At 43.7% G+C, this 18,837-nt stretch carries 14 protein-coding genes; 9 read left to right on the top strand and 5 right to left on the bottom strand.

Going from position 1 to position 18,837, the window contains the following annotated elements; all coding sequences use genetic code 11:
- Window positions 1-20: 20 nt before the first annotated feature.
- Together spo0A and spoIVB are read right to left on the bottom strand one after the other, a co-directional pair.
- Window positions 21-803 carry a sporulation transcription factor Spo0A gene (gene spo0A, locus DW015_RS05445; RefSeq protein WP_117892584.1) on the bottom strand — a complete coding sequence of 261 codons (783 nt, stop codon included), beginning with the start codon at window positions 801-803 and terminating at the stop codon, window positions 21-23.
- 270 nt (window positions 804-1,073) lie between these two features.
- A complete protein-coding gene (spoIVB, locus tag DW015_RS05440) occupies window positions 1,074-2,300 on the bottom strand; it encodes a SpoIVB peptidase (RefSeq protein ID WP_117904734.1) in 1,227 nt (408 codons plus the stop codon).
- A gap of 250 nt (window positions 2,301-2,550) precedes the next feature.
- Here spoIVB and DW015_RS05435 point away from each other — a divergent pair, with 250 nt between their 5' ends.
- The 5 genes from DW015_RS05435 (at window position 2,551) to DW015_RS05415 (ending at window position 7,996) form a co-directional block, all read left to right on the top strand.
- On the top strand, window positions 2,551-3,189 hold the full coding sequence (locus tag DW015_RS05435) for a hypothetical protein (RefSeq protein WP_022288682.1): 639 nt from the start codon (window positions 2,551-2,553) through the stop codon (window positions 3,187-3,189).
- 138 nt (window positions 3,190-3,327) lie between these two features.
- The gene (locus tag DW015_RS05430) at window positions 3,328-4,323 is read left to right on the top strand and encodes a LacI family DNA-binding transcriptional regulator (protein ID WP_117904733.1); all 996 of its coding nucleotides are present in this window, start codon (window positions 3,328-3,330) and stop codon (window positions 4,321-4,323) included.
- A gap of 400 nt (window positions 4,324-4,723) precedes the next feature.
- A complete protein-coding gene (locus tag DW015_RS05425) occupies window positions 4,724-6,091 on the top strand; it encodes an extracellular solute-binding protein (protein WP_117904731.1) in 1,368 nt (455 codons plus the stop codon).
- A 73-nt stretch (window positions 6,092-6,164) separates the two neighbouring features.
- Window positions 6,165-7,133 (top strand): sugar ABC transporter permease, encoded by a 969-nt coding sequence (locus tag DW015_RS05420; RefSeq protein WP_022288679.1) that lies wholly within the window; start codon window positions 6,165-6,167, stop codon window positions 7,131-7,133.
- On the top strand, window positions 7,133-7,996 hold the full coding sequence (locus DW015_RS05415; RefSeq protein WP_117896558.1) for a carbohydrate ABC transporter permease: 864 nt from the start codon (window positions 7,133-7,135) through the stop codon (window positions 7,994-7,996). Before DW015_RS05420 ends, DW015_RS05415 begins: the two co-directional genes overlap by 1 nt.
- A gap of 335 nt (window positions 7,997-8,331) precedes the next feature.
- On the opposite strand, the gene DW015_RS05410 is transcribed toward DW015_RS05415, so the two are convergent.
- Window positions 8,332-9,609, bottom strand: a complete 1,278-nt coding sequence (locus DW015_RS05410) for an aminotransferase class I/II-fold pyridoxal phosphate-dependent enzyme (RefSeq protein ID WP_117877197.1) — start codon at window positions 9,607-9,609, stop codon at window positions 8,332-8,334.
- A 585-nt stretch (window positions 9,610-10,194) separates the two neighbouring features.
- Between DW015_RS05410 and DW015_RS05405 the strand changes: the two genes are divergently transcribed.
- Window positions 10,195-11,193, top strand: a complete 999-nt coding sequence (locus DW015_RS05405) for a glycoside hydrolase family 130 protein (protein ID WP_046440570.1) — start codon at window positions 10,195-10,197, stop codon at window positions 11,191-11,193.
- A gap of 176 nt (window positions 11,194-11,369) precedes the next feature.
- On the opposite strand, the gene DW015_RS05400 is transcribed toward DW015_RS05405, so the two are convergent.
- Window positions 11,370-11,864: a hypothetical protein gene (locus DW015_RS05400; protein WP_117904729.1), complete on the bottom strand. Its 495-nt coding sequence runs from the start codon at window positions 11,862-11,864 to the stop codon at window positions 11,370-11,372.
- 12 nt (window positions 11,865-11,876) lie between these two features.
- The gene (locus DW015_RS05395) at window positions 11,877-12,695 is read right to left on the bottom strand and encodes an AraC family transcriptional regulator (protein WP_181979847.1); all 819 of its coding nucleotides are present in this window, start codon (window positions 12,693-12,695) and stop codon (window positions 11,877-11,879) included.
- Window positions 12,696-12,922: 227 nt separating this feature from the next.
- On the opposite strand from DW015_RS05395, the gene glmU reads away from it, so the two are divergent.
- The 3 genes from glmU to mfd all read left to right on the top strand — a co-directional run bounded on the left by glmU (window position 12,923) and on the right by mfd (window position 18,679).
- Complete coding sequence (gene glmU / locus DW015_RS05390; protein ID WP_117904725.1) at window positions 12,923-14,350, top strand: bifunctional UDP-N-acetylglucosamine diphosphorylase/glucosamine-1-phosphate N-acetyltransferase GlmU; 1,428 nt, start codon at window positions 12,923-12,925, stop codon at window positions 14,348-14,350.
- A 224-nt stretch (window positions 14,351-14,574) separates the two neighbouring features.
- Window positions 14,575-15,198, top strand: coding sequence for an aminoacyl-tRNA hydrolase (gene pth, locus DW015_RS05385; RefSeq protein WP_117865607.1), 624 nt, complete (start codon window positions 14,575-14,577; stop codon window positions 15,196-15,198).
- A 25-nt stretch (window positions 15,199-15,223) separates the two neighbouring features.
- Entirely contained in the window at window positions 15,224-18,679 is a 3,456-nt protein-coding gene (mfd, locus tag DW015_RS05380; RefSeq protein WP_117904723.1) for a transcription-repair coupling factor, read from the top strand.
- Window positions 18,680-18,837 lie beyond the last annotated feature (158 nt).

The following is an 18,837-nucleotide window of genomic DNA, read 5'->3' as shown; positions in this document are numbered from 1 at the left end:
GCATATATGACTTATGACCCCTAGACCGCCATGGTGGTCTTGAATTTAAGGCTTATTTTGTCTGCGATAAGTGCGATAAATTCGCTGTTTGTGGGCTTGCCCTTGCCTGTGTTTATTGTGTAGCCGAAGAAGCTGTTGAGGGTGTCAATATCTCCTCTGTCCCATGCTATCTCAATGGCATGGCGTATGGCTCTTTCCACTCTGGAGGGCGTAGTTGCGAATTTTTTTGCCACTGCAGGATATAATAGCTTTGTAACGCTTTCAAGCATTTCCTTATCGTTCACGGACTGTATGATAGCTTCCCTGAGATAGTGATAGCCCTTGATGTGGGCAGGGACGCCTATCTGATGGATTATGTCTGTGACGATTATCTCAAGGTTTATGCTTTGCTTGTTTTTCATATAGCTTGAGTCGGAGGATATATCGGTGTCGATATCCAGCATGGACTTTATCCTCTCGCCAAGTATCTTTATGTCGAATGGTTTGAGCATGAAATATGATGCTCCTGCGTTCATGACCTGTGTTTCTATAAATGAGTTCTCATAGGCGCTTGTAATTATAAAAAGCGGTTTCTGATAGGACGAGTTCTGTATCTTTCTGATAAGCTCGATTGCGTCAAGGCTCGGCATCACTGCGTCTGCGATAACAACGTCCGGCTGTTCGTTTTTGATAGCGTCATAGATAGTAAGTCCGTCCTTGGGACGTGTTATCACGAAAAAGCCCATTGCTCTCAGTGAGGAAGCACATGCTACCCCGTACTGTGCCGAATCGTCGCCAATAAGAATTTTGATCTTGTTTGTCATTGTCATTTCCTCCGTCGTATAATCTGTCATTTTTGTTTGAGAGCGTTTGTTTTAACTCCCTTTCACAAGATAAATGATAACACATTTATTTGTTAAATGCAATAGTTTTTTAGAAAAATCGTCAACAAATTATCGACTTATTAATGCAAAGTGTACAAATATTAGTGCATGAATATGCCAAAACAAGATAATTAAGCATTGTTCGACTGCAGATGATATTTTTCTCTATGCAAAGCCTTTTCATAAATCGACAGCGGTCGGCAAAGGTCGCTAACCTGCGTTTTCTATGGTGCTTTCGGCAAGCTCTGAGGTCTTTGAATACATTTCGTCAGCGAAGATACCGTAGCCTTTGGCGGTGTCTTCGATAAAAACATGGGTCACTGCGCCCACGAGTCTTCCGTCCTGAATGATAGGCGAGCCACTCATGCCCTGCAAAATGCCCCCTGTTTTTTCAAGAAGTGTCTTGTCAGTTATTTTGATAACAAGGTCATGCTCGGCAGAATCTGAGAGATTTATCTGCTCGATAGAAATTTCGTACTCTTTTGGCCCGTCATTGTCAATAGAGGAGAGTATTTTGGCTTTGCCGGGGTGTATCTCCTGACGGAAGCCGAGAGGAAACTCTTTTGCATTTGGGCAAGGGTTTGCATTCAGTGTGCCGAACACACCGCTCTCGCAGTTTTTCAGGATATCACCTGTGGAGGCGGAGTTTGCAAACTCGCCTAAAAGCTGTCCCGGACAGCCTGAGCGTGACTTGTTGAAGCCTGTGAGGTTTATTTCGCCAACTGTGCCTGCGGAGAGGGGGAGGGGTTCTTTTGTGTCTGCGTCGCATACGGGGTGACCAAGACCTCCGAAAGTTCCGTTTTCAGGGTCATAGAATGTGAGAGTGCCTATGCCTGCGGAGGAGTCACGCACCCACATTCCTGCTCTGTAGCTTCCGTCCTCAAGGCGTGGGCAGAGTTTGAAGGTCAGGTCGTTGCTTCCACGCTTTATGCGCACTGAGCAGGCTTCACCGTTTGAGCTTCTTATTATCTTTGCAACGTCTGCGTTGCTTTTGACTTTTTCTCCGTCGATAGATACTATAACATCGCCTTCTCTGATACCGCAATCTTTGGCAGGGCTTGAAGAATCCACCTTTTGCAGATCGACTACCATTACGCCCTCTGTGAGAAGCTTTATGCCGAATGGCTGTCCGCAAGGATAAAGCATTGGTCTTTCCATTGTCTTTGATTCAACCTCCTTGACTGGCACTGCCCCAAAAAGCATGAGCATATTTTTTGTGTATCGTGACGCTCCTGACGAACCGCCTGACACCGCCACTGTCACCTTGCTTTCGCAGGGCTTTGAGGATATGGTGAAAAAGGAGTTCACGCTAAGCTCGCTGCCCTTTGAAACAAGGTAGAAATCGGGGAGCGTTGTGGAATAAAATCCTATAAGACCAAACAGCCCCAGCAGTATTATCCCTGTGACGCAGGCTGCTTTTTTGAAAAATGACGACATTTTTTTCACGTTCCTTTCTGTTTTTCTTTTCGCTTTTATTGTTGACCTGCTGAGAAATTTAATTCAGCCGTCGGCATAAGTATTATTTGTCTTGGAAAGCCTTTTTCAATTTTATTCTGCCTTCTTAACAGTGCAAAGGAATAAAATTTCATTTGTATGTGTTGAATTTCGTGGCATACTATGATATAATAAAATATCTGATGAGAACACTATGATACGATAATATTTTAATACATAAAAGAGGTACATTATGTCAAAAAAAGACAGACTTAAAGCACAGAAAGAAAAGCAGGACAGGCTCAGAAAAGAAGAGGAGCTTGAAGAACAGAGAGAGCGTGAGGAAGCCAGAGAAAGGCAGAGCCGCTCGGCGAAAAAGATGATGAAAAAGGCGAAACGCACAAAACCGAACGGTGAGCCTGTTTATTATCTTATTTTGAAGCTTCTTATGATAGTGCCGTTTGCGTATTCGGGGTTTTTCTACGGCGGTGTAACTATCGTGGGCATCATGGGCAAGTATATAGAGCCCGTTCCGCCAAAGTGGGTGCTGTGGGCAATGGCGGCAGGCGTTGTTGTTATGTTTGCAGGAATATTGTTTGCATTTTTCAAAAAATATATCGTTTCCTTTATACTTAGCCTTGGGGGCATGATATCGTTTCTTAAAGCGGGCGGATATCTTATAAAAAGGATACAGGATAAGCTGAGCAATTCGGCTGTAGATCAGTCTTTGCAGAATATGGATAAGGAATATATGTGGAGATTTTATCCTATAATAGGTGTTGCTGTCATATCAGCGGCTCTGCTCATCTGCACTATAATAAGAAAACTCATTGAGCGAAAAAGACTGCAAAGAGAGAGGGATAACGCTCCTGTAGAGAGCATTATCAACTGATTTTGGTCTGCGTTTTTGTGTAAATGTGAGATTTTGCAATATTCTATTGACTTTATGTCATAAAATGATATAATTGAATGAGAATGTTATCAGAGTTTATTTTAAGAAGTTCATTAAGTAGAAAAAGCGGTGAGAATTTTGAAGAAAGCAGTTACACTTATAGATATAGCCAAAGCCTGTGACACAAGTAATGTCACTGTGTCAAAAGCCCTTGCAGGAAAAAGCGGAGTTAGCGATGCTCTCAGAGAGAAGATAAAGCAGGTCGCTGACGAAATGGGTTATGTGGGCGTGAAAAGCACTCAGAACAGGGGAGGCAATACTATCGGTGTGCTTATCCCATCAAAATTCATCAATCCTAACGGGTCATTTTATTGGGCATTGTATAACGCTCTTGTAACAAGGCTCAAAAAAGAGAATATGTACTGCATAATGGAAAATCTGGATCAGGAGGACGAGGACAGGCTCATGCTCCCGCATTGTATCGAGGACAAGCAGGTTTCAGCGCTTATTTCACTGGGACAGCTTTCCAAGGATTATGCAAAGCTTCTTAATGACAATGTGAAAGATCTTGTACTGCTTGATTACTATGTGCCGTCCTTAGACTTGGACGCTGTTGTGACAAATGGCTACAGCGGCGGCTACAAGCTTACTTCATATCTTATAAAAATGGGTCACAGGAAGATAGGATACATAGGAAATAAATTTGCCACAACGAGTATTTTTGACAGATATATGGGCTATGTAAAGGCTATGATAGAGCATGGCTATGAGGTCAACGAAAAGTGGCGTATCGACGATCGTGACAAGCGTGATTTTATCACTATGACTTTCCCTGAGGACGATATGCCAACGGCTTTCGTGTGCAACTGCGACGAGGCGGCTTACCGTGCGATAAGACAGCTCCGTGGCATGGGATATAACGTGCCTGAGGATATTTCCATTGTGGGATATGATAACTATCTGATCTCCGACGTTTCAGACCCGACTATCACGACTATAAACGTTGATGCAGATTATATGGCAGACCTTGCGGTAATGACACTTATGGATAGAATGGAAGAACCTGACGGCAAGCCGAGGATAAGAACTATCGAGGGCGACCTTGTTATAAAGGACTCTGTAAAGAGAATATAGGTGTTTTATTAGCGAATATAACAAAAGGATCAGCATGGCGGTTGCTGATCTTTTTTTATTTTGCTATTGACAAATGAGTAATTTTAAGTTATAATATAACTGTACTTATTAAGTGCACCTTTCTAATCTATGATTTTCTATTGTTTGCGGCATGACCCCGTCGGTTGTGTCGGTCGTTTGATCTTGGCGACAGTCTTTGTTAAGACTGTCGCCACTTTTTTGTGCATATTGCTAAAATTCGGACCTTTAAGTTTATATTTGTTCACAAAATTAAGATTAAAAAGATATTAATTTCTGAAAAGATATTGACTTAATTTTATTTAAGCTGTATACTTAATATTGTCGTTAAAGACAAATTAATTTACTTAATAAAATTAAGCTAATTCGGAGGTTATCAAGTATGAAAGCAAAGAAGATATGTGCCGGTGCAATGGCACTGGTTTTGTCAATGGGAACAATGAGTGCGTTCACAGGCTGCGGAAGCTCTACAGATTCAAGCAGCAAGGCTGTTACACCTGAAGTATCACAGGCTGATATCAAAGACGCATTCGACGCAAAGGGTGCAAAACTGGAAGTTCTTACAAACAGAACTGACAGAAAAGAGGACGGCAAGCTCGACGCTCTCACAGACAAGTTTGAGGAAGCTTACAACTGCACAGTTGAATACACTGCATACAAGGACTACGATACAGATGTAGCAACAAGAATGGGTACAGATGATTACGGCGATGTTCTTTGTATCCCTTCAAGCCTTAAGCTTGAGGAACTTCCTACATATTTCGTATCTCTCGGAACTTATGACGAGTTCAAGGACACATATCGCTGGTCAGACAAGAAGATGACGGCTGACGGCAATGTTTACGGACTTGCGGTAGGCGGAACAGCTACAGGCGTTCTTTACAACAAGAAGATATGGGAGCAGGCTGGTATAACAGAAACTCCTAAGACTCCTGACGAGTTCCTTGCAGATCTTCAGCTCATCAAGGATAACACAGACGCTATCCCTTACTACACAAACTTCAAGGACGCAAGCTGGACTATCGGTCAGTGGCAGAACCTTGTTCTTTCAGCAGCAGGCGGTGCTGACGCTGAGAATAATCTTCTTCAGAACAAGAGCGACCTTTTTGTAGAGGGCAACGGCTATTATGAAGTATACAAGCTGATGTATGATCTGTTCTCAAAGCCTGACCTTCTTGAAGAAGACCACGCTAACACAGAGTGGGAGTCATCAAAGGTATGGTTCGGTGAGGGCAAGATCGCTACAATGGTAATGGGTTCATGGGCAGTTTCACAGTTCATGGAAAAGGCTGAGAACCCTGACGATATCGGTTATATGCCCGTTCCTATCACTGCGGCTGACGGAAAGGTATACGCAGAGGAAGGCCCTGACTATACTCTCGGCGTAAGTGCAAACTCCAAGAATCAGGATCTTGCAAAGGCATATGTTGAGTGGTTCATTTCTGATTCAGGTTTCTCTGAGCAGGAGGGTATGATCTCAACAGTTCAGAACAAGGAACTCCCAAGCACACTGGCAGGATTCAAGGACGCTGTATTCTTCGAGAAGGCTGTTGCTCCGGACGACCTCGTTGGTAAGTTCGATGAGATCGACAAGGAGTCAGGCGTTGGCGTATGGCAGGGCGACGAGGACAACTTCAAGATCAAGCTTGCTGAGGCAGCATTCGCAGGCAAGGGCGACGACGGTTTCAACGAGATCATCGCTGATGTAAACAAGAAGTGGGCTGCTGCAAGAGATAAAGTTCTCGGCTAAGACTTAAGATAAATCACTTATCAGGTACAGGCATTGTTCCTGTGCCTGATAATTGTGTTCAGGAGGACCTCAAATGCAAAACGGCAATAGAAAAGGCATTGCACAGTGGTCAAAGACTTATGCGGGTAAAAAGTTCTATACTTCTATACTGTTTCTTGCACTGCCGATAATCCTGCTTGTAACGTTTACCTTTATCCCTGCTCTGGATATGGTCATATTCAGTTTTCAGAACAGAGATCCATACGGCACTAACCCTACATATGCAGGCTTTTCAAATTATGTAACGATATTCACCGACAAGGACTATCTTGAAACTTTCAAGAACAGCCTTTATTATCTTGTTGGTTCATTCATTCAGCAGGCACTGGCTTTGCTGCTGGCGTCTATCCTCTGCTCAAAGATAAGAGCAAAGGGACTTTTCAAGGGAATACTTTTCTTCCCTTATCTTATGAACGGCGTTGCGGTATCTATCATATTCCAAAGATTTTTCCTCAAAGGTCAAAAGGGTCTTACCCCTGACGGAACGCTCAACACTATCCTTACCACACTGGGTCTTGACCCGATACTGTGGTTCGATGTTGACAGGCCGTTTCTTGCAAACTGCTGCTTGGTGTTCATTTCCATATGGAAATACATAGGCTTTGATATCATCATGTATATCGGTGCTATCCAGTCTATCAGCCCTGACCTTTACGAGGCGGCTGACCTTGACGGTGCGAACCCATGGCAGAATTTCAGATATATCGTATTTCCAAGCATAAAGCCTATCATCTCATTGCAGCTTATCCTTGCTGTAAAGGGTGCTATCTCAGTATTCGAGATACCATATATCACAACAAAGGGCATGATGGGCACTACCACATTCGTTATCAAGACTATCAACACAGCGTTCTCGTTGAAAAAAGTGGGTCTTGCTTCGGCAATGGGTATCGTGCTGCTTATCATAACGATAATCGTAACGTTTATACAAAAATACTTCTTCCGTGAGGATGACAAGACCCCTAAGGAGAACAAAAGGAGCAGAAAGGGGGCTGTGAAATAATGGCACAGAATGAAAACAAAGATTCAAAGCCGCTTTATATCGGCTCAAGGGTACTGAACATTTTCAAGTATGCTTTTCTTATACTCTGCTGTCTTATAGTAATAGTACCGATACTTGTTGTGCTCATAGGCTCGCTGAAAACCTACAAAGAGCTTTCAAACACCACGGTGTTCACACTTCCGGAAGTGCCTCAGTGGGAGAACTTCAAGACAGCGTTCTTTACACAGAACATTCTTCTTGCATTCAAAAACACGGCTATAATCATTGTTGTATCCTGCGTTGGTTCGATAATAACAGGTACGATGACGGCTTATGTCGTTCAGCGCTTCAACACCTATTTTTCAAGAGTAGTAAAGACAGCGTTCCTTATTGCAACGCTTCTGCCTAATATCACAATGCAGGTAACGGTATTCCAGATAGTTTACAAGCTTGGTCTTTACAGATCTATGCTTGCACCTATCATTTTGAATATAGGTACAGATATTATTTCTATCTATATTTTCATTCAGTTTTTGGGACAGATATCATATTCCCTGGACGAAAGTGCTATTATGGACGGTGCTTCTTATCCAAGGGTATATTTCAGCATAATTCTCCCTAACCTTAAGCCTGCAATAGCAACAGTGCTTATCATCAAGTTCGTTGGTATCTACAACGATTTCTACACTCCAAAGCTTTATATGCCTGATGATGACCACGTTGTTATCTCAACTGTGCTTTACAATCTTATGAATGCCACTTCTGTACAGTGGGAGGTAGTTTTTGCGGGAATCGTAATTTGTATCATTCCGACTCTTATTATATTCCTCTTACTGCAAAAGTACATTTACAGCGGACTTGTTTCGGGAGCTGTAAAAGAATAAGCTTTATTTCTATTTTAAGGCAGCACCGCACAAGGATTGTGCGTAAGATGCGCAGTCAGATTTTTTGTCAGATAGTGCAGAAATTTTGCAGGCATACTGACGTATGTCAAGAAATTTCTGTGCTATATGACGGAAAATCTGCAAGCAGATTGCGTGCAAAGCCGACAGGCGTGCCTTGTGCGGTGTTGCCTTTAATTTCCTTACCATAGCGGGCGGTATGACCTTTTAGGAGGTCGATACCGCTTTTGCTTTATAGGCAAACAAAAAAGCGATGAGCCTTTTGCAAGGTCATCGCTTTTTTATATAGAGAGTATTGTTATCTTGACTTTGTTGAATTATTCTGCAAGAAGCTTTTCTGCACTTGCAAGCTTAACTGCTGTAGCGAACACGTCGGCTGCAATTTTAAGCTCGTTCTCAGGCGGGAATGTAGGAGCAATTCTGATGTTTGAATCGTCAGGGTCCTTTCCGTAAGGGTATGTTGCACCTGCACCTGTGAGGACTACGCCTGCCTCTTTGCAAAGCTGACAAATTCTCTTTGCGCAGCCGTTAAGAGCGTTGAAGCTTATAAAGTAACCGCCGTTTGGCTTCTCCCAGCTTCCGATTCCCAGAGGTGCTATCTCCTTTTCGAGAGTATCAAGAACTATCTTGAACTTAGGCTCGATTATAGCTCTGTGCTTCTTCATATGCTCCATAAGGTTTTCATATGTGCCGAAGAACTTAACGTGGCGGAGCTGATTTATCTTGTCATAGCCGATAGTCTGAACTGTCATCATGGATTTGAGGTACTTGATGTTCTTTTCAGATGACGCTATCATTGCAACGCCTGCACCAGGGAATGTTACCTTTGATGTTGATGCGAGCATATAAACTCTGTCAGGGTTGCCTGCCTTTTCGCACTCGTCAAGAATGTTGAGAAGTGTGTCAGGCGTATCAGAAAGGTGGTGGATACAATATGCGTTATCCCAGAATATCTTGAAATCCTTAGCCTTTGTCTTCATGGCTGCAAGACGCTTTACTACTTCGTCAGAGTATGTTGTGCCTGTAGGGTTAGCATACATTGGAACACACCATATACCCTTGATAGTATCGTCCTCGGCAACGAGCTTTTCTACCATATCCATGTCAGGACCGTTTTTGTCCATTGGAATGTTTACAAGCTCAAAGCCCATTTTTTCTGTTATAAGAAAATGTCTGTCATATCCCGGAACAGGGCAGAGCCACTTGACTTTTGTATCCTTCCAAGGCTTTTCACCGTCGCCTGTGCCAAAAAGCATGAACTTTGCGATAGTGTCATACATGATGTTAAGGCTTGAGTTTCCGCAAATGATAAGTTCGTCAGGCGTTACGCCAAGCATTGGTGCGAAAAGCGCCTTTGCTTCAGGCAGACCGTCAAGACCGCCGTAGTTTCTGCAATCTGTGCCGTCCTCAGCGAAACAATCCTCGCTGCTCTTTACTGCTGTGAGCAGACCCTCTGTCAGGTCGAGCTGTTCGGCAGACGGCTTTCCTCTTGCCATGTTCAGCGACAATCCCTGAGCCTTGAAATCGTCATATTCTTTCTGGACTTCCGCCTTGAATGCTGCCAGTTCCTCTGCAGACATTTCTGTTAGTTTCATATCAATGTCCTCCACTTGTAAATTATAAATTATAGTACACTACTATACAGAACAAATTCGGCAAATCCCGACCACTGTCGCACTCTGCCGAACGTATCTGATATCCTTATTTAATATTGTATACCTTTTTTGCCAATTTTGCAAGTGCTTTTTATCATTCCTGCAAAAAATCAGAAACTTGCACGAATATGCTTATGCTAATATGACCATTATGGGCAACTTTTATAATTTACATTCAAAATACTGCCTGATATTTCATTTTTATCATGGACTGGGCGGAGAACGGACGTGCAGGCGGATAAAGTCGCAGTTTTTTATTGTGATGCAAAAATATGAAACCATGCAAACTGTTAATAAAATGTTAAATTTAAGAAGAATACGTTTACATATAAATTTTAAACGTTTTCAGCAAAAATAGGGACTTGAAATTTTTCTTAAAGTATGCTTTAATAGTAACAACGGCGTTTTACCAAAATGGTAAGCCGAATGACATCGCCTTGAATAAGCGGAGGATTTATTCGCAGATATATTCGGGGGAAAAATAAAAAGTAATCAATTTTTATATTATGAAAGGTGGATTTTAACATGAGCGTTAAAGTAATCAACGGACAGGCTATCCCAAATATGCCTTGGCAGGATAAGCCGGCTGACTGCAATGAAGTGATCTGGAGAGATAACAGAAACCCTATCATTCCTAGAAATCTTCTTCCTACATCAAACTCTATCTTCAACAGTGCGGTAGTTCCTTTCGAGGGCAAGTTCGCAGGCGTATTCCGTGTTGACGATAAGGAAAGAAACATGGCTCTCCATGCTGGTTTCTCTGAAGACGGTATTCACTGGAACATCAACCCTACAAGGATCATGTTCGAGCAGGCTGAAAAGTCTACAGAGGAAGTAAATCAGTGGGGCTACGGCTATGACCCAAGAGTATGCTTCATCGAAGACAGATATTGGGTAACATGGTGTAACGCATACGGCTGGAAGCCAACTATCGGCGTAGGCTATACATATGATTTCAAGACATTCTATCAGTGCGAGAACGCATTCCTCCCATTCAACAGAAACGGCGTACTCTTCCCAAGAAAGATTGACGGCAAGTATGTAATGTTCTCAAGACCTTCTGACTCAGGTCACACACCATTCGGTGATATGTACATTTCACAGTCACCTGACATGAAGTACTGGGGCGAGCACAGACACGTTATGGGACCTCTCAAGGGCTGGGAGTCCAAGAAGATCGGTGCAGGTCCTATTCCAATAGAGACAGACGAGGGCTGGCTCTGCTTCTATCACGGTGTTCTTGAGTCTTGCAACGGCTTTGTATACAGCTTCTCAGCTTGCATCCTTGACAAGGAGCAGCCATGGAAAGTTAAGTACAGATGCGGCGAGTATCTCATCAACCCAAGAGAGATCTATGAGTGCGTAGGCGATGTTCAGAACGTAACATTCCCATGCGCAACACTTTGCGACGCTGACACAGGCAGAATTGCTATTTACTACGGCTGTGCTGACACTTGCGTAGGTCTTGCTTACACAACTGTTGACGCTGTTGTTGACTATGTAAAGAGCCATTCTTCTATCTAATTTCGATTTGATAGACTAACAGAATAGTTTACAAAAGAGCAGAACTTCGGTTTTGCTCTTTTTTATTGTTAGGACATAAAAAAGACGGCTTTGAAAGCCGTCTTGTGAATTATAACAAATAGATGCGTAGGCAAATGAACTACATACAGACGATGTATTTGTGCGGTAGCAATGGTCTATATTTTTTCAGGTGCGTTCTTTTCGTATTCGGCGAATTGCTTTTCCATATCAGCTTCGCTTTCGTCAACTGAGCGCAGTATCTCTTTGAGAAATACTCTGTCCTCAGGCTCTCCTGAAAGCTTTGCACTGTGCTTTTCGTAGAAGTATCTCATTTTAAGCACGCTGATAGGGGAAAGCTCCTGCTTTTCTGCGGCTTCATATGCAGAGTTCACGTCTGTGATGAAAAATCCCATGCTGTATTCAGGGGCTTTTTCGCAGATGCCTTTGAGCATATCCGCAATGGTATCCTCACGGACGTATATAACTCTGCCTGCGGTGTGGAGCATTCTCATTGCGCTGTTATAATCTAATATCCTGAGTATTTTCAGCTCGTCACGGCTCAGTCCAAGCCATGACAATGCCACAGCTGTGGCAGCCTCGATATCCTCAGCCTGCAACGCTTTGACCTTGTCCTCTATCTGTGAAAAAGAATAGATATAATCATTTTCCATGTTCGTTCCCCCTTACGCCTTTATCTTCCTGTATTCAGCAGGCGAAATATTCTCGTGCTTTTTGAATACAACATAAAAATACGAGCTGTCGCTGAAGCCTGTTTCCGAAGCTATCTCCGCAACTGTCTTTGAGGAGTAGGTAAGAAGCTCCTTTGCGTGGCTTATGCGCACTGTGTTTAAATATTCCATTGGTCTTATGCTGAAATTTTTCTTGAAAAGTCTGCAAAGGTGCTGTTCTGATACCCCTGCCACAGCCGCCATGTTGGCGAGCTTTATAGGCTTTGAATAATTCTCCTCGGTGTATTTCATGACCTTTGCGATGGCTTCGGAATTTACACGGCTCTTGTATGGGAACTTATCGTCTGAAAGCTTGCGGTATTCAAGAAGCATATCGTAAAGCTGTGCGGAGGCATAATAGTTGCCGTATGCCTTGTCGCTTTTTATGGTGTAGTATGCGCTGTCAAAAAGCTTGTGCATACGCTCTGCGCCGCAGTTTAAGAAAACATGAAATTTGTTAAGATCCCATTCTTTCAGCAGTTCGAGAGCCTGTTTGCCGTCAAAGCACGCCCAGTCAAGATACCATGAATGAGTCGTGGCTCTATATTCGTGGGGACAGTGCGGTGGTATATAGAAAATGCTGTCAGGCATTATTTTTACGGTCTTGCCGTCTACCGTTACCTCACCCTCGCCCTCAAGGCAGACGAAAAGCTGAGGATAATCATAGCCCTCCGGTCTGCTGACAGGAAACTGCCAGCAGCTCACGCCTATGCCGATGATATAAAATGGCAGAGCTTTTTCAGTTCCTATAACAGGATAGAATTGTTTCTGCATATATTTTTCCCCCATATCTGAAGCAGAAAAAAACTGCAATATATTAACATGATAACTACACATTTTATTATAGCAGTGTCGCAATATGTTGTCAAGCAAAAGAATAAATTGCGATAAAATATGAACCAACTGTTGACTTTTTATCCCAACCGTATTATAATAATAAGGAAATGGTGCGAAAGTGCCAAGTCTTATTTTGTGGGACGTATCTGAAAGGAATTTGTATTATGGAGAACAATGTTATTATTCTTGCCGGCGGACAGGGCAAGAGAATGAAGACCAATATGCCAAAAGCTTTGTGCAATGTTATCGGTGAGCCTATGCTGGAGTGGGTGCTGACAGCCTGCGAAAATGCAGAGCTTGACGATATCTGCGTTGTAAAAGGCTACGAGGGTCAGCAGATAGAGGATTATCTTGCACAGAGAAAGTCAAAGGCTGATATCTGCACTGTTATGCAGGAAGAACGTCTTGGCACAGGTCATGCTGTTATGCAGGCGGCTGATTTCCTTAAAGCTCACGCTGAGGGAAACACACTTATACTTTGCGGCGACGCTCCTTTTATTGACGCAGAAACTATCAAGGGTGCGCTGGAGCTTCATACGGAAAAGGACTGCGGCGTAACTGTTGTTACATCAAGAGTTGAGAATCCTACAGGCTACGGCAGAATAATCCGCACTGAGAATGGCATTTCTGGAATAGTTGAGCACAAGGACTGCACACCTATGCAGCTTGCTATCACTGAGATAAACTCAGGCTGTTACTGGTTCAAGACGGCTGATCTGTTGGAAGTTCTTTTCGACATCAAGCCTGAGAACGCTCAGGGCGAGTATTATCTTACAGACTGCATCGAACTGCTTATTGCAAAGGGCAAAAAGGCTGACGCATATATTTCTGCAAATCCTCATGTTGCGCTTGGTGCAAATGACAGACGTGGTCTGCTTGCACTCAATGATATTGCAAGATATGAGATAATAGGAAAGTGGCTTGACGAGGGTATCGAGTTCTGCTGCACAGACGGTGTTTCTATAGGAAACAATGTTACTATCGGTCATGGAACAAAGATACACAGCGGAGTTATACTTAGAGGAAACACCACTATCGGTGAGAACTGCAATATCGGCAACAACTGCATAATAGAGAACACAACTGTAGGAAACGGCGTAAACCTCAACAATGTTCAGGCTTACGAGTCTGTTATCGAGGACGACGTTAAGATAGGGCCTTATGTACAGCTCAGACCTAATTCACACATCAAGAAGGGTGCGAAGATAGGCGACTTTGTGGAGATAAAGAACTCAACTATCGGCGAATACACAGCGGTGGCACATCTTACATACATCGGCGATTCTGATGTCGGCTCAAATGTAAACTTCGGCTGCGGCGTTGTAACAGTAAACTACAACGGCGACAAGAAGTTCAGAACTGTTATCGAGGACAATGCTTTCATCGGCTGTAACACAAACCTTGTTGCACCTGTAAGAGTTGGCAAGGGCGCATACACAGCGGCAGGCTCTACTATCACAACTGATATCCCTGACAACGCACTTGCTATCGAGCGTGGCAGAGAGACTATCAAAGAGGGCTACGCTGAGAAGAAGCTCAAGGCGAGAACAGAAAAGTTCGAGGCTATCCACGGCAAGTCTGAGGAGAAGTAAGAGCGGATATTAGCTTTGAGTGTGAACGAACAGCCACATGCTTTTGCTTTCTGCTGATTTTATTCATTTTTCGTTTGACAAACAAAATCTCATATGCTATAATAAAGCCGACAGTAAAATGTCGGCTTTTGTTTATACCCCGTCTTGCGTAAAGACGGGGTTATTGTGCGTGGATAGAATAAGCTGTCGGGGCTGACATATTATAAAAGATAGGAGAATTTACAATGGATATATTCGAGAAATTAAAGAAATTGTCTGCCGAGAGGGAAACGGCTATGGGCAAGCCTGAGTATATTATCGTGGGTCTTGGAAACCCCGGCGTGGCTTATGAGAATACTCGCCATAATGCAGGATTTCTTGCGGTGGCGGCTATGGAAAAGAAATACGGCTTTTCGGTGAATACCCATAAGTTCAAGGCTCTTGTGGGACGTGCCGTTATAGGCGGAAAAAGCTGTCTTGTCATGAAGCCTGAAACTTTCATGAACAATAGCGGTGAGGCTGTCAGCGACGCTATGGACTTTTATGATATACCGCTTGAAAATGTTGTCGTGGTCTATGACGATATTTCACTTGATGTGGGCAAAATGAGGATACGCAGAAACGGCTCGGCAGGGGGTCATAACGGCATAAAAAGCATTATCGCACTGTGCGGCGGTCAGGACTTTCCAAGGGTAAAAATAGGCGTGGGCAAAAAGCCTCACCCTGATTACAACTTGGCTGACTGGGTGCTTTCAAGATTCACTGACGAGGAAATGAAAAAGCTTTCTGATGTGGATAAAAACACCTGCGAGGCTGTGGAGCTTATGGTGCAGGGCAAGATAAACGAGGCTATGAACAAGTTCAATTAAGCATATTTTTTCGGAGAACAGCAAGATGAATATTTTTTATGAAATGGCGAGCCGTCTTGGCTTTTATAAAGATGTGAAAAACTGCCTGCTCAAAGGGTTTACCCCTTGTGCGGTCACGGGCGTTTCAAATATACACAAGGCTCAGACCGCAATGGCTCTAAGCAGGCTTTCCCCTTGCCTTGTTATATGCGACGACGAGGCGTCAGCCATTAGAATGACAGGGGATATAAACGAAATGGCAGGAGAACAGCTTGCCTGCGTTTTTCCTGCAAAGGACCTGAACTTTGCATACATGGAGGGCGTTTCAAGAGAATATGAGCACAAAAGACTGGAGGCTCTTTCTCTCATCACTCAGGGCAAATGCAAGATAATCGCCGCAAGTATGGAAGCTTGCTTGCAGGGAACTATTCCGCAGGATAAGCTGAAAGAGTTTTCCTTTGAGATAAAAACAGGGGGCGAACTGAGCCTTGAGGAGCTTACAAGCAAGCTTCTTGCAGGCGGTTATACAAGAACAGATCAGGTGGAGGGTCAGGCGCAGTTTTCTGTGAGAGGCTCTATCGCAGACATTTTTCCTGTGCAGGAGTCACGCCCTGTGAGAATAGAGCTTTGGGGCGACGAGGTTGACTCTATATCATATTTTGACCCCGAAAGCCAAAGACGTACTGACCCAATAGACGATATAGCGGTTTTCCCTGCCTTGGAGATTATTTTCCCTGACACTGATGACCTTGTGACAAAGCTTGAAGCCTTGTCAAAGTCTGTCCGTGGAAACCACACCGACAAGATAAGAACGAATATTTCAAGGGATATAGAAACGGCTCAGAGCGGTATCACCCTCACAAATCTTGATAAATATTATACTGTGTGCTATGACAAGCTCACAACTATTTTTGACTATTTTCAAAGCGGTGTTTGCCTTGTGTCGGAGTATACGAACTGTATCGAAAAGGGCAAGGCGGCTCTTGCTCAGCTTTCAGAGGATATGAAGCTTCTTTATGAGGACGGCATACTTTTCAGAAAGCTGGAGGGCTTTTATCTTGATATACCACAAGCGGAACTAAAAATAACACAAATGAAGTCGGTGTTTCTTGACAGCTTTATGCGCTCTAACAACGGCGTGAAGTTCAAAAAGCTTATCAATACCGACTGCCGACAAACGGCGGCTTGGGGCGGTAATATCATCAATCTTGAAGAAGAACTGAAAAATCTCTGCTCTCAGGGGTATTGCACTGTTGTGCTGGCAGGCTCGGAAAAGACGCTTCCTATAATAAATAAAGACCTTAATGATGCTGGCATCTCTGCGGAGATACTCACTGAGGACAGCGAGATAATAAAGGGCAAAGTATACCTGCGCACGGGCTGTCTGTCAGGTGGCTTTGATTATCCTGATATAGGCTGTGCGGCTATCACTCAGATGAAAGCCATGAGTGCAAAGAAGAGAAAATCCCGTCACAAGGCAGGAGAAGAGATAAAAAGCCTTTCGGATATACAGACAGGCGATCTTGTTGTTCACGCTATGTACGGCATAGGCAGATTTTCAGGAATAAAAAATATAGAAACGAACGGCGTAACAAAGGATTATATCACCATAAAATATGCAGGCACGGACGTGCTTTATGTGCCTGTTACTCAGCTTGACCTTGTGTCAAGATATATAGGTCCGAGAGATGACGGGGCAGTGAAGCTCAATAAGCTCAACTCTATGGAGTGGACTAAGACACGAAACAAGGTAAAGTCTGCCGTAAAGGATATGGCGGAGGAGCTTACAAAGCTTTATGCTCAAAGACAAATGGCAAAGGGTTTTGCTTTTTCCCCTGACAACGATTGGCAGGCGGATTTTGAGGAGCGTTTTGATTATCAGGAAACCGACGACCAGTTAAGATCTATACAGGAGATAAAGTCAGATATGGAAAAGCCGTCCCCAATGGACAGACTTCTCTGCGGAGATGTTGGGTTCGGCAAAACGGAGGTGGCACTCCGTGCGGCGTTCAAGTGTATGCTCGATAACAAGCAGGTGGCTATACTTGTGCCAACAACTGTTCTTGCATGGCAGCATTATCAGACGGCGATAAAAAGATTTGAGCATTTTCCGGTGAAGGTGGAGCTTTTGTCGAGATTTAGAAAACCAAAGGAGCAACAGCAGATAATAAGAGAGCTTAACCGTGGCACTATCGACCTTATCATAGGCACGCACAGGCTTGTGCAGAAAGACGTTAAGTTCAAGGATTTGGGTCTTGTTATCATAGACGAGGAACAGCGTTTTGGTGTTGCCCATAAGGAAAAGTTCAAGGAAACTTTCAAGGGCGTTGATGTGCTTACACTTTCGGCTACCCCGATACCAAGAACGCTTAACATGGCAATGAGCGGTATCAGAGATATGTCGGTCATAGAGGAACCGCCTATGGACAGACACCCTGTTCAGACCTATGTTATAGAGCATAATATGGGCGTTATAGCGCAGGCCATAAGCAAGGAGCTGCGACGTGGCGGTCAGGTGTATTATATCCACAACAGGGTGGAAACTATCATGATGACCGCAAATAAGCTTCAGGAAATGCTCCCTGACGCGAGGATAGCGTTCGCACACGGACAAATGCCCGAGGAGGAACTGTCGGAAATATGGCGGCAGCTTTGCGACAGAGAAATAGATATCCTTGTCTGCACCACTATAATCGAAACGGGTGTTGACGTGCCGAATGTAAATACACTTATAATAGAGGACGCTGACAGATTAGGACTTTCACAGCTCTATCAGCTCCGTGGACGTGTGGGAAGATCAAACCGCCGTGCTTTTGCGTACTTCACTTTCAGACGTGGCAAGGTACTCACGGAGGTAGCGGCAAAAAGGCTTGATGCAATAAGAGAGTTCACACAGTTCGGCTCAGGCTTCAGGATAGCGTTGCGTGACCTTGAAATAAGAGGTGCAGGCTCTATACTCAGCGGTAAACAGCATGGACATATGGAAGCGGTGGGATATGATATGTATCTGCGACTTCTAAATGAGGCTATAGCTGAACAAAAGGGAGAGGCTCTGCCACCGTCACCTGAGGATTGTTTGGTGGATATATCCATAGACGCATTTATACCTGACCATTATATAGAAAATTTGTCACAGAGGATAGATTGTTATAGGAAGATAGCTTCCATAGGCAATGAGGAGGATTCCAGGGACGTTATCGACGAGCTTATAGATAGATACGGCGACCCACCGAAATCGGTGCTGGGACTTGTAAACGTTGCACTTACGAGAAATACTGCTTCAAAGCTTGGCATAAAAGAAATAACACAAAGAGGGGATAAGGTGCTGTTCTTTGTGAAAACCGCAGAGGTGGAGCAGATACAAGCGTTGTATGGAGCATATAAGAATAGGATCAGGTTTTTTGACGGAGATAAGCCGTATTTTGCGGTGACGTTGGAGAAAAAGCAGAAAGCGGCGGAATTAATGGCGGAAACGGTAAGATTAATGAGGAATGAGGAGTGAGGAATGGCGGAGCCATACCGAGTAAATCATTAACACAAAATAGAGGAAACTCCAAGCAAAGTGACAGCTGAGCGACGCTCAGCTGTCACTTTTTGTATCAAGGGAACAAAGGAGCAAAGCAAAATGGACAAAAAGAGATAAGAAAAGGGAAATAAAGT

Source organism: Ruminococcus sp. AF37-20 (assembly GCF_003460465.1).
Classification (GTDB): Bacteria; Bacillota; Clostridia; order Oscillospirales; family Ruminococcaceae; genus Hominimerdicola; species Hominimerdicola aceti.
Note: the sequence above shows the minus strand (reverse complement) of the source record. Positions and strands in the feature narration are given on the sequence as shown.

Bases quoted from the DNA above. Each gene is read 5' to 3' on its own strand.
- DW015_RS05420 (WP_022288679.1), top strand. From the start codon at position 6,165: ATGCAAAACGGCAATAGAAAAGGCATTGCACAGTGGTCAAAGACTTAT.
- DW015_RS05395 (WP_181979847.1), bottom strand. From the start codon at position 12,695: ATGCAGAAACAATTCTATCCTGTTATAGGAACTGAAAAAGCTCTGCCA.
- DW015_RS05410 (WP_117877197.1), bottom strand. From the start codon at position 9,609: ATGAAACTAACAGAAATGTCTGCAGAGGAACTGGCAGCATTCAAGGCG.
- mfd (WP_117904723.1), top strand. From the start codon at position 15,224: ATGAATATTTTTTATGAAATGGCGAGCCGTCTTGGCTTTTATAAAGAT.
- DW015_RS05425 (WP_117904731.1), top strand. From the start codon at position 4,724: ATGAAAGCAAAGAAGATATGTGCCGGTGCAATGGCACTGGTTTTGTCA.
- pth (WP_117865607.1), top strand. From the start codon at position 14,575: ATGGATATATTCGAGAAATTAAAGAAATTGTCTGCCGAGAGGGAAACG.
- spoIVB (WP_117904734.1), bottom strand. From the start codon at position 2,300: ATGTCGTCATTTTTCAAAAAAGCAGCCTGCGTCACAGGGATAATACTG.
- glmU (WP_117904725.1), top strand. From the start codon at position 12,923: ATGGAGAACAATGTTATTATTCTTGCCGGCGGACAGGGCAAGAGAATG.
- DW015_RS05400 (WP_117904729.1), bottom strand. From the start codon at position 11,864: ATGGAAAATGATTATATCTATTCTTTTTCACAGATAGAGGACAAGGTC.
- DW015_RS05415 (WP_117896558.1), top strand. From the start codon at position 7,133: ATGGCACAGAATGAAAACAAAGATTCAAAGCCGCTTTATATCGGCTCA.
- DW015_RS05435 (WP_022288682.1), top strand. From the start codon at position 2,551: ATGTCAAAAAAAGACAGACTTAAAGCACAGAAAGAAAAGCAGGACAGG.
- spo0A (WP_117892584.1), bottom strand. From the start codon at position 803: ATGACAAACAAGATCAAAATTCTTATTGGCGACGATTCGGCACAGTAC.
- DW015_RS05405 (WP_046440570.1), top strand. From the start codon at position 10,195: ATGAGCGTTAAAGTAATCAACGGACAGGCTATCCCAAATATGCCTTGG.